The organism is Mycobacterium sp. TH-M11 (assembly GCF_057473725.1).
Genome location: NZ_JBYCLD010000397.1, coordinates 23,080 through 33,831, shown reverse-complemented (window position 1 = coordinate 33,831; position 10,752 = coordinate 23,080). Strand labels below are relative to the sequence as shown.

Sequence of the window (10,752 nt, the reverse complement as noted above, 5' to 3'; positions counted from 1 at the left end):
TGCTGGACTGGGTCCGCAACGACCTGGCCGGCCCGGGTGCCACCGTCCGGATGATCATGCGCGCCGTCGTGCCGACGACGCTGATCCTGATCCCGTTCTGGCTGTTCCCGACAGACTTCATGACGCGGTTCAGCATGACGTTTCCGATCTGGTTCATGGTGATCCTATTCGCACACGCGCTCAACAAGGTGTGGCGCACGCACATGCTGCGGATGCACGGCCTGAACCCGGAGTTCGCCAACGCACGCAAACGCGAGCGCGACGCCCACATTCACCGGTCCTACGAGGAACGCTACGGTCCCCGACCGGAATCGGTCGATCAGCGCAGCGACGACATCTAGACGACGCGGGGCAACTCAGCCAGTTCGTCGAATGCCTGCGCCCAGCCCAGCATCTTCTCGGTCGCACCGACCAGTTCCTCGCGGTAGCGCCGCTGCGACATCGGGGAATTAGCCGGATCGCCGTTCGATGTCGTCGATCCGTCGTTGGCCGAGGCCACCAGTTGCGCTGCGGCGGTGACCATCTCGTTGTACTGGCGAACACCGGCACTGAGCTGCGCGGTGAACGCGTTGATCGTCGGCACCAGGTATTGACGTGACTGAGCGCTGTGCTGCGCGGCGCGCTCCATGGACACCACCTCAGCCGCTGTGGCCGCCATGGTGGACGCGGCGCGGTTGACCGCGGCCGTCAGTTCGGTGATCTCATCGGCGGGCAACAGCCGGCCCCGCTCGATCACGCCGAGCAGCGAGACCATCCCCCGCTCGGAGGCGCCCAGCGCATACATCGCCGGCCGTGCCGCCGACCCGGGAGGCGGCAGACGCCGCCCCGCGGTGGAGCGCGCGGCCGGCAGCGGCGCGGCGCGCAGCCAGCGATAGCGCAACAGCAACAGCGTCGCCGGGGCGGCCGCGCCCGCGGCCACCAGTCCGGTGATCAGCAGCACCCACACCGGCGTCGACCACGACGCCAGCACGGCGGTCACCAACGTCCAGAATCCGCATGTGGCAGTGAAGAACAGGCCCAGCCGCAGCGCCCACCGGCGCTTGCGCAGCATCCTGGCCCTCGGGTCAGCGATGCACCCAGCTTGTCGGCGAGCAGGTCGGCAGCCTCACTGGCTCGGTCCACGGCACGCTGCAGCAGTGGGTGCCGTGCGCTGCTTCCGAGTGTCGCGGCCACCTGGCTACCGTCCCAGCGGGTTCTCGGGGGTGGGGTTGGTGCCAGCCTGCGGGCTTGCCGGGGTGGCCTGGCCGGAGGCGGTGGTTGAGCCACCCGCGGGCAGCGACTCGCCCCGCATGGATGCCCGGATCTGCTCCAGCCGGGAGTGGCCCGCCATCTGCACACCGGCCTGCTCAACCTCGATCATCCGGCCCTGCACCGAACCCTGCGCCAACTCGGCGGCCCCGATCGCGTTGGCGTAGCGCCGTTCGATCTTGTCGCGCACCTCGTCGAGACTGGGAGTGGTTCCGGGGGCGGCAATCTCGCTCATCGAGCGCAGCGAGGCGCTGACCTGCTCCTGCATCTTGGCCTGCTCGAGCTGGCTGAGCAGCTTGGTGCGCTCGGCGATCTTCTGCTGCAGCACCATGGCGTTCTGCTCGACGGCCTTCTTGGCCTGCATCGCCGCCGACAGCGCCTGGTCGTGCAGCGCCTTGAGGTCTTCCACGCTCTGTTCGGCGGTGACCAGTTGGGCCGCGAACGCCTCTGCGGCGTTGTTGTACTCGGTGGCCTTCGCGGCGTCTCCGGCGGCCGTAGCCTGATCAGCCAGAGTCAGGGCCTGGCGGACGTTGACCTGAAGCTTCTCAATGTCGGCCAGTTGGCGGTTCAGGCGCATCTCCAACTGCCGCTGGTTACCGATCACCTGCGCGGCCTGCTGGGTCAGGGCCTGGTGCTGACGCTGCGCCTCTTCGATTGCCTGCTGGATCTGCACCTTGGGATCGGCATGCTCGTCGATCTTCGAGTTGAACAGCGCCATCAAGTACTTCCACGCCTTGACGAACGGGTTGGCCATCAGTCAGCTCCGTCTGCTTGTCGTCCAGTGTTGTCGCTCTACCGCCGGTACCGGTGATCAATTTATCGGGTCGGCGGTTATCGGGTGAGCGTTCAGCCCGGGCGCGTCACGCCGAGGCTACCGATGCCAGCGTCCGAATCGGCGGGATGACGACCTTGGTACCGGCGTCGATGCGGGTCACCGCGCCGCTGCGGGCGTTGCGCACTGCCAGTTCGGCCCGCTCGGCCTGCGCCAGCCGGGTTCCGGCGTCGAAGAGCACCGTCGACAACGGGATCCGCAACGCCGCGCAGATTGCGTTGAGCAGCTCGCTGGACGCTTCCTTGCGGCCCCGCTCGACCTCCGAGAGGTAGCCGAGACTCACCCGCGCCGCGTCCGACACCTCACGCAGCGTGCGGCCCTGGGCGGTCCGGGCCTGACGCAGCACCTCGCCGACCGACTCCCGCAGCAATGTCGTCATCGTGCACTCCCCCTCACGGGTAACCCTTGGAAAACCGACAGTCACCAAGGTCAACGCGCGCGACTCCCGAATGGGTTCCCGGATTCGGCAGTTTCATTCGGCGGTCCCAGCTTCGCCTCTCCTGCGTCGAGCCTCGCTGAACCGCCGGGTTCATTCGGCGGTCCCAGCTTCGCCTCTCCTGCGTCGAGCCTCGCTGAACCGCCGGGTTCATGCGCCAGTGACCGACCCGCCGCGCAAGTCGGTCACCGCCGAAACGACGTAGTCCAGGCCGGTCAGTACCGTGAGGATCACCGCTGCGGTCATCACTGTCCAGGCCGTCACCAGCCACGGGCCTTCCAGCGGCAAGATGAGCAAGCCGATACCGACCGCCTGCACCAGGGTCTTGAGCTTGCCGCCACGGCTGGCCGGGATCACACCGCGATGCAGCACGGCAAACCTGAGCAGGGTGATCCCGATCTCACGGACCAGAATCACCGCCGTCACCCACCACCACAGGTCACCCAGCATCGACAGACCGATCAGCGCCGCGCCGATCAGCGCCTTGTCGGCGATCGGGTCGGCCAGCGTGCCGAACTCGGTCACCATGCCGTAGTTACGCGCCAGGCTGCCGTCCAGTCGATCGGTGATGATGGCGACGGCAAAGATGACGAACGCCGCGATACGGGTCTTCGGATCGTGGCCGTCCTCGGCGAACAGCGCCAGCAGGAAGACCGGGACCAACCCCATCCGCACGACGGTCAACGCGTTCGCAAGATTGACCACGGGGACATGCGTCACCGCTGGACCGGTTTTTGGCTGTCCCGACACGGAGGCCAGAATATCTGTTGCCCAGCCCGAAATGAGAAACCGATACTGTGCAGCTGTGAATCTTGCGGCGGATCGACCGGCGGGGCGGCCCGTGGTCCGGCGTGCGCGCACCTCGGACGTCCCGGCGATCAAGCAGCTGGTGGATGTCTATGCCGGCAAGATCCTGCTGGAAAAGAACCTGGTAACGCTGTATGAGGCGGTCCAGGAATTTTGGGTCGCCGAGGACGCCGATCAGCAGGTGGTGGGCTGCGGCGCCCTGCATGTGTTGTGGTCGGACCTCGGCGAGGTACGCACCATCGCGGTGGACCCGAGCCTGACCGGTCGCGGCATCGGACACGCGATCGTCGACCGTCTGCTGCAGGTCGCCCGCGAGCTGCAGTTGCAGCGGCTGTTCGTGTTGACCTTCGAGACCGAGTTCTTCGCCCGGCACGGCTTCACCGAGATCGACGGCACGCCGGTCACCGCGGAGGTGTTCGAGGAGATGCAACGCTCCTACGACGTCGGGGTGGCCGAATTCTTGGATCTGAGTTACGTCAAGCCCAATACCTTGGGCAACACCCGGATGTTGCTGGTTCTCTAGTCTCCCCTCGTCTCTCGCCCTAATCGATGACCAGATCGCGTGCGCGGCGCGTGGAGCCGATCAGAAAGCTGAACTGCCCATCGGATTCCATCCGGCCCTCACGGACTACGGACAGGTCGGCGATTCCCTGTTTGCGAGCCTGCTCGCGGACCTGCTCCTCGGTAATCATCTCTTTGCGCATATTGGCGTACAGGAATGCTCCGTCGTAGATCACCAACAACGGCCCCGGCCGCAAAACCCTGGCCACGCCGGGCCAGCGGTGCGCCATCCAGTTCAGCAGGTATGACCAGCCGATGATCACCCCGACGAGCAGAATGCCGTCGCTGATCGATCGGTAGCCGCCGGCCATCCCGTTCTGCGCCGCGTCGGCGATCAACACCACGACGATGAGATCTGTGATGCCGTTGGTGCCCGCCTCACGTTTCAATACCACCCGCAGCAACGCGTAAATCGCGATGTAGATGACGGTTCCACGGATAAAGATCTCCGAGGGCGGGGTATCGAAAGCGAAAAGTCGTGCCCAATCCACGTGGCGAGATTACGCGCCCTTACGGCCCTAGAAAACCGCTGGTGTCCGGTCCGTATCCGGTCCGTATCCAGCACGTGTCTGGCGCATGTCACGGTCATCGAACCTGGGGACTTCCGGCCCTGCCGCGCGCCGCCGGGACACGAGATAGTGGTACTGACAGTTGCAGACAACTGGAGGTAGCCGTGGCCGAGCACCTGACCCCCCTGGACGCCGGCTTTCTGGGCGTCGAGGACTCCGACCACAACGTCAGCATGGCGACTGGGACCCTGGCCGTCCTCGACGGTCCCGCTCCCGACCACGCCTCGCTGCAGGCAACGCTGGCCGAACGCCTGCGCGGGTGCCCGCGGTTCGGTCAGCGGCTGGTGCGCCATGCCTTGGATCTGAGCGCACCCGAATGGGTGGACGACCCCCACTTCGACCTCGCCCATCACATCGGCCGGGTCGCGGCGCCCTCCCCCGGCGGAGACGCCGAGCTGCACGCGCTGGTTGCCGACGTGATGTCCTGGCGGTTGGACCGTAACCGTCCGCTGTGGGAGATCTGGGTGATCAGCGGGCTGCGCGGTGACAGATGGGCCCTGCTGATGAAGGTGCACCACTGCATCGCCGACGGCACCGCGGCCGCCCACATGCTGACCGGCTTGTCCGACAACGGATTCGCCCATTTGGCAGCCCACGCCGCCGCGGCGCCCCGCGATGCGGCGCAGCCGCCACACGGCCGGCCGGTGCTGGACCTCAACCCGGTGCATTGGATGTACAACCTGCGCGGCGTCGTGGAACTCGCGACCGGCTTGCTGCAACAGAGCGCATCGTCGCTGAACGGTCCGATCACCAGCCGCCGTCGCTACAGCGCGGCACGGGTTCCGCTCGGCGATATCGAGCAGGTCTGTCGGGTCTTCGACGTGACCGTCAATGACGTGGTGTTGGCGGCCCTGACCGAGAGCTACCGCGACTTCATGATCCGTCGTGGCCAAGTGCCCCAACCCGATTCGCTACGCACTCTGGTGCCGGTATCGACCAGCTCCGCGGATGCGCCGGGGAGCCTCGACAGCCGGGGGGCGTTGCTGTTGCCGCGTCTGCCGATCGAGGAGTCAAACCCGGTGAAGCGGTTGCTGGCCGTGCGCTCGCGTATGGCGCAGGCCAAAGCCGGCGGCCAGCGTCACGCTGGACGCGCGATCATGTCGGCCGCGGGCCTGCTGCCCGTCGCGTGGTCGACCTGGGCGGCGCGGTTGCTCGGACAGGTCCACCAGCGCGGCGTGGTGGCGTTGGCGACCAACGTCCCCGGCCCGTCAGAGCCGTTGCAGATCATGGGGTCCGACGTGGTCGCGGTGCTGCCGGTGCCGCCGATCGCGATGCAGCTTCGCACCGGTGTGGCGGTCTTGAGCTACGCCGGGGAACTGTTCGTCGGGGTACTGGCCGACTTCGAGTTCGCCGCGGTCGACGAACTGACCCGCGGGTTGGAGGCCGCGGTGGCCCGGCTGGTGGCACGCAGCAAGCGACGCAAGCCGTTGCGCGACTGGCATGGCCTGGCCCTGGTGCACAGCGCGTAACCGCGTCTAGAACTCGTCGTCGTCACCGTCGTCGTCGGGGGCGTTGCCGCCGCGGATCAGCATCAGCGTCGCGGCCAGCTCATCGGGTTTGACCAGCACCTGCCGGGCCTTGGAGCCCTCGGAGGGGCCGACGATGTCGCGGGTCTCCATCAGGTCCATCAGCCGGCCGGCCTTGGCGAAGCCGACCCGCAGCTTGCGCTGCAGCATCGAGGTGGAACCGAATTGGCTAGACACCACCAGTTCGACGGCCTGCAGGAAGACGTCCATGTCGTCGCCGATGTCGGGGTCGACGTCGGCGCGGTCCCCACTGGCCTTCACGGCGGTGACGCCCTCGGTGTACTCGGGCTCGGCTTGGTCCTTGCAGGCGCTGACGACGGCCTGGATCTCCTCGTCGGAGATGAACGCTCCCTGCAGCCGGATCGGCTTGTTGGCGCCCATCGGCAGGAAAAGCCCGTCGCCCATGCCGATCAGCTTCTCGGCGCCCGGCTGGTCCAGGATGACTCGGGAATCGGTGAGCGACGACGTGGCGAACGCCAGTCGGGACGGCACGTTGGTCTTGATCAGGCCGGTGACGACGTCCACCGACGGCCGCTGGGTGGCCAGCACCAGGTGGATGCCGGCGGCGCGGGCCTTCTGGGTGATCCGCACGATCGCGTCCTCGACGTCGCGCGGCGCGGTCATCATCAGGTCGGCGAGCTCGTCGACGACCGCGAGGATGTAGGGGTAGGGCCGGTAGACCCGTTCGCTGCCCAGCGGGGTGGTGATCTCCCCGGAGCGGACCTTGTCGTTGAAGTCGTTGATGTGGCGCACCCGAGACGACTTCATGTCCTGGTAGCGCTGCTCCATCTCCTCGACCAGCCAGGCCAGCGCCGCGGCGGCCTTCTTCGGCTCGGTGATGATCGGGGTGATCAGGTGCGGAATGCCTTCGTACGGCGTGAGTTCCACCATCTTCGGGTCGATCAGGATCATCCTGACCTCTTCGGGGGTGGCGCGCGCTAACAGTGACACCAGCATCGAGTTGACGAAGCTGGACTTGCCCGAACCGGTGGAACCGGCCACCAGCAGGTGCGGCATCTTGGCCAGGTTGGCGCAGATGAAGTCGCCTTCGATGTCCTTGCCCAGTCCGATCACCAGCGGGTGGTGATCGCCGCGGGTGGACGGCGCGGTCAGCACGTCGGCGAGCCGCACCAGTTCGCGATCGGTGTTGGGCACCTCGATACCGACGGCGGACTTGCCCGGGATCGGGGCGAGCATCCGCACACTCTCGGTGGCCACCGCATAGGCGATGTTGCGTTGCAGAGCGGTGATCTTCTCGACCTTGACGCCGGGGCCCAGCTCCACCTCGTAGCGGGTAACGGTGGGACCGCGGGTGCAGCCGGTGACCGCGGCGTCGACCTTGAACTGTTCCAGCACCGAGGTGATCGCGTCGGCCATCTGGTCGTTGGCGGCGGTGCGTGTCTTCGGGGGGTCCCCGGCGACCAGCAGGCTCAGCGCCGGCAGCGTGTAGGGGCCCTCCACCACGCGGTCGAGGACCACGGTGGTTTCGGCGGACTTGGCCGCCTTGGCCTCCTTGGCGGACTTGCGGCGCACCGGCTTGACCGGGGGCGGCGCCGCGGCGGGCTCTTCATCGAGCGGGTAGTTGTCCAGTGGGGTGCGCGACTGCCAGTCCGGGGCGTCGTCGACTCCGGCGTCGGGCTCGATTGCGCCGAACCGGCTGGTGCCACCGGCCTGGGTGCCGACGCCGGCGTCGTAGGCGGCGTCGTCATCGGCAGCCTCGTAGGTCTGGTCGTAATCCTGATCGTCGTAGTCGTCGTAGTCGTCGTAATCGTCGTAATCGTCGTAGTCGCCGCGGAACATCGTGCGCAGGGTCTCGGGGGCCTCACGCAAGGTGGTACCGGTCAGCAACAACACTCCGAACAACACACCGATGCACAACAACGGCGCGGCGATCCACGCCGTGAGTCCGTCGGCGAGCGGGCCGCCGATCGCGAACCCCACAAAGCCGGCGCCATGCAGGCGGCCGTCGGGGCTCTGCGGCGAGCCCGACCACAGGTGCCACAGGCCCAGGATCGGCAGCCCGATCATGGCCGATCCGAGGATCAGGCGAGGCCGGTTTTCCGGGTCGGGTTCGGTGCGCATCAGCAGCACGGCACCGGCGGCGGCCAGCAGCGGAAGCAGCACCACCGCTCCGCCGATCACGGTGCGCAGACCGGTGTCGATCCACGCCCCGACCGGCCGGGCGGCATCCAGCCAGCAGCTGGCGGCGGTCACCACGGCAAATCCCAGCAGGGCCAGCGCGATGCCGTCGCGGCGATGGCCGGGATCGATGTCGTGGGCGCGGCCCACCGAGCGCGCCGCGCCACCAGCGCCCTTGGCGACCATCAGCCAGGTGGCGCGGGCCAGGCGTCCGCAGGCCATCCCGAGCGCCACCGGACCCGAGTGCTGCCGGGCGGCGCGGCGCGGCTTGGCAGCCGGGCGAGACCGAGCGGGCCGTGAACCAGCCTTGGGTGCGGCCTTGGAACCGGCTTTTGCCCTGGTCGTTCGGGTACCGGAGCGCGCGGGAGCTCTACTAGTACCGGTCTTACTAGCCATATCGGCAAGCCTAGTCGCAATTACCCCATCTGCACCATAAGCCACACTGGCCCCGGCGGATCGGTTCAGCGCGTATCCGCACGGGGGCTCGGTAGGGTGGCCCGTGAATCCCCCTTCAGCCAAGGAGTCGCAACATGCCCGTGGTCTCGCCAGTGGTCGTCGTCGCCACCTTCACCGTCAAGCCGGAATCGGTCGAGGCCGTGCGCGAGATCTGCACCAAGGCGGTGGCACAGGTGCACGACGAGCCGGGTTGCCAGCTGTACTCCCTGCACGAAGCCGACGGCGCCTTTGTGTTCATCGAGCAGTGGGCCGACGCCGACGCGTTGAAGGCCCACTCGACGGCACCCGCGGTCGGTGAGCTGTTCGGCAGCCTTACCGAGCATCTGGCCGGCGCACCGGACATCAAGATGGTGCAACCGGTTCCGGCCGGCGACGCGGGCAAAGGCCAGTTGCGTCCATGACAGCGCGTCCGTCGAGCGGCAGCCTACAAGGGAAGGTCGCGCTGATCACCGGCGCGGCCCGCGGCCAGGGTCGCGCCCATGCCCTGCGGCTGGCCGCCGACGGAGCCGACATCATCGCTGTCGACCTGTGCGGGCAGATCGCCAGCGTGCCCTACCCCCTGGCGGACGCCGAGGACTTGGCGGCCACCGTCAAGCTGGTCGAAGACACCGGTGCGCGCATCGTCGCCCGCCAAGCCGATGTACGTGACCAGGTGGCCCTGGGCGCCGCACTGCAGGCCGGCCTCGACGAGTTGGGCCGGGTGGACATCGTGGTGGCCAACGCCGGCATCGCCCCGATGGCCGCGGCCGATGGCTGGCACGACGTCATCGACGTCAACCTGACCGGTGTGTACCACACCATCGAGGCCGCGATTCCGACGATGATCGACCAGGGCGACGGCGGGTCGATCGTGCTGATCAGTTCGGCCGCGGGCCTGGCCGGCATCGGCAGCCACGATGCCGGAGCCATCGGTTACACCGCGGCCAAACATGGGCTGGTCGGACTGATGCGAGTCTACGCGAACCTGCTGGCGCAGCACAGCATTCGGGTGAACTCGGTGCACCCGGCCGGTGTCGACACCCCGATGATCAACAACGACTACGTCCGGGGTTGGCTGGCCGAGCTCACCGCCGCGACAGGTACGCCACCGGACATGGGCAATGCGCTGCCGGTACAGGTGCTGGAACCGGAGGACATCGCCAATGCGGTGGCCTGGCTGGTATCCGATGCGGCCCGCTACATCACCGGCATCACCTTGCCCGTCGACGCCGGGTTCATCAACAAGAGGTAGCCCGATGGCACGCAACCCGGTAGCTCAGACGGCCTACGGCCCGATGGTGCTGGCAGCAATCGAGCACCATGAGCCGCCCGGACAACGCCTGGTCGACGACGACCTGGCGACACCGTTCTTGCCGACCGTCATGCGCTGGCTGGTGGCGGCCACGCGGCCCGCGCCGCTGCGCCGATGGTTCATCGCCGCGATGGACCGATCCGGGCCGGGCCTGTGGGTCAACCTGACCTGCCGCAAGCGTTTCATCGCCGACCGCGTCGACGAGGCGATCGGCGAGCACGTCGCGAAAATCCAGGCCGTGGTGATCCTCGGTGCCGGCCTGGACACCCTCGCCTACCGACTCGCCCGGCGAAGCCCCATTCCGGTGTTCGAGGTGGATCAGCCGGTCAACATCGCCCGCAAGGCCACCACCGTGCGCCGGGTGTTGGGTGAACTGCCGCTGTCGGTTCGGCTGGTGGCGCTGGACTTCGAGCACGACGATGTGCTGACCACGCTGGTCGAGCACGGCTATCGCACCGCGTTCCGGACGTTCTTCGTCGCCGAAGGCGTGACCCAGTACCTGACCGAGAGCGCCGTCCGCGGAACCCTGGAAGGCCTGCGCGCGGCGGCGACCGGTAGCCGGCTGGTGTTCACCTACGTCCGCCGCGACTTCATCGACGGCACGAATCTGTACGGGTCGCCGACGTTGTATCGCAAGGTTTGTGCGGCGGCCCCAGCTTCGCCTCTCCTTCGTCGAGCCTCGCTGAACCGCCGGGTCGGCTCCGGGAAGCTCTGGCATTTCGGCCTGCAGCCTGCCGAGGTGGCAGATTTTCTTGCCGAATACGGCTGGCGACTGATCGAGCAGGCCGGACCCGAACAGTTCCTCCAGCGCTATGTCGAGCCCACTGGCCGCCGTCTGGGCGCGAGTGATCTGGAGTGGTCGGTGTACGCCGAAAAGCTCTGAGCCG

At 67.5% G+C, this 10,752-nt stretch carries 11 protein-coding genes and 1 pseudogene; 6 read left to right on the top strand and 6 right to left on the bottom strand.

Translation table 11 applies throughout. The features are described from left to right. The first annotated feature begins 2 nt into the window (after positions 1 to 2). Positions 3 to 341, top strand: a complete 339-nt coding sequence (locus tag AC2VOG_RS15885) for a DUF5313 family protein (protein WP_486940834.1) — start codon at positions 3 to 5, stop codon at positions 339 to 341. Here AC2VOG_RS15885 and pspM read toward each other — a convergent pair. From pspM to pgsA, 4 genes and pseudogenes are all read right to left on the bottom strand, one after another. After that, a pseudogene (gene pspM, locus AC2VOG_RS15880) lies at positions 338 to 1,173 on the bottom strand (phage shock envelope stress response protein PspM). The gene AC2VOG_RS15885 and the pseudogene pspM overlap by 4 nt on opposite strands. 4 nt (positions 1,174 to 1,177) lie before the next feature. Then, complete coding sequence (gene pspA, locus AC2VOG_RS15875) at positions 1,178 to 2,002, bottom strand: phage shock protein PspA (protein WP_486940833.1); 825 nt, start codon at positions 2,000 to 2,002, stop codon at positions 1,178 to 1,180. A gap of 106 nt (positions 2,003 to 2,108) precedes the next feature. After that, positions 2,109 to 2,459, bottom strand: coding sequence for a transcriptional regulator ClgR (gene clgR, locus AC2VOG_RS15870; protein ID WP_486940832.1), 351 nt, complete (start codon positions 2,457 to 2,459; stop codon positions 2,109 to 2,111). Between the two features lie 207 nt (positions 2,460 to 2,666). Continuing rightward, positions 2,667 to 3,266 carry a CDP-diacylglycerol--glycerol-3-phosphate 3-phosphatidyltransferase gene (gene pgsA / locus AC2VOG_RS15865; RefSeq protein WP_486940831.1) on the bottom strand — a complete coding sequence of 200 codons (600 nt, stop codon included), beginning with the start codon at positions 3,264 to 3,266 and terminating at the stop codon, positions 2,667 to 2,669. A gap of 31 nt (positions 3,267 to 3,297) precedes the next feature. Between pgsA and AC2VOG_RS15860 the strand changes: the two genes are divergently transcribed. Then, positions 3,298 to 3,846: an amino-acid N-acetyltransferase gene (locus AC2VOG_RS15860; RefSeq protein ID WP_486940830.1), complete on the top strand. Its 549-nt coding sequence runs from the start codon at positions 3,298 to 3,300 to the stop codon at positions 3,844 to 3,846. Between the two features lie 19 nt (positions 3,847 to 3,865). Here the strand turns inward: AC2VOG_RS15860 and AC2VOG_RS15855 are convergent, their stop codons facing one another. Then, positions 3,866 to 4,375: a DUF421 domain-containing protein gene (locus AC2VOG_RS15855; protein ID WP_486940829.1), complete on the bottom strand. Its 510-nt coding sequence runs from the start codon at positions 4,373 to 4,375 to the stop codon at positions 3,866 to 3,868. Positions 4,376 to 4,557: 182 nt separating this feature from the next. Between AC2VOG_RS15855 and AC2VOG_RS15850 the strand changes: the two genes are divergently transcribed. Then, positions 4,558 to 5,922: a wax ester/triacylglycerol synthase family O-acyltransferase gene (locus tag AC2VOG_RS15850; RefSeq protein WP_486940828.1), complete on the top strand. Its 1,365-nt coding sequence runs from the start codon at positions 4,558 to 4,560 to the stop codon at positions 5,920 to 5,922. A 6-nt stretch (positions 5,923 to 5,928) separates the two neighbouring features. Here AC2VOG_RS15850 and AC2VOG_RS15845 read toward each other — a convergent pair whose 3' ends face one another. Then, positions 5,929 to 8,514, bottom strand: a complete 2,586-nt coding sequence (locus AC2VOG_RS15845) for a DNA translocase FtsK (protein ID WP_486940827.1) — start codon at positions 8,512 to 8,514, stop codon at positions 5,929 to 5,931. A gap of 134 nt (positions 8,515 to 8,648) precedes the next feature. Between AC2VOG_RS15845 and AC2VOG_RS15840 the strand changes: the two genes are divergently transcribed. From AC2VOG_RS15840 to AC2VOG_RS15830, 3 genes are read left to right on the top strand one after another with little or no spacing between them, the layout of a single operon-like run. Then, complete coding sequence (locus AC2VOG_RS15840; protein ID WP_486940826.1) at positions 8,649 to 8,975, top strand: putative quinol monooxygenase; 327 nt, start codon at positions 8,649 to 8,651, stop codon at positions 8,973 to 8,975. Then, positions 8,972 to 9,805: a mycofactocin-coupled SDR family oxidoreductase gene (locus AC2VOG_RS15835; RefSeq protein WP_486940825.1), complete on the top strand. Its 834-nt coding sequence runs from the start codon at positions 8,972 to 8,974 to the stop codon at positions 9,803 to 9,805. The genes AC2VOG_RS15840 and AC2VOG_RS15835 overlap by 4 nt, the downstream gene beginning before the upstream one ends. Before the next feature lie 4 nt (positions 9,806 to 9,809). Continuing rightward, positions 9,810 to 10,748, top strand: a complete 939-nt coding sequence (locus AC2VOG_RS15830; protein ID WP_486940824.1) for an SAM-dependent methyltransferase — start codon at positions 9,810 to 9,812, stop codon at positions 10,746 to 10,748. Positions 10,749 to 10,752: the final 4 nt, after the last annotated feature.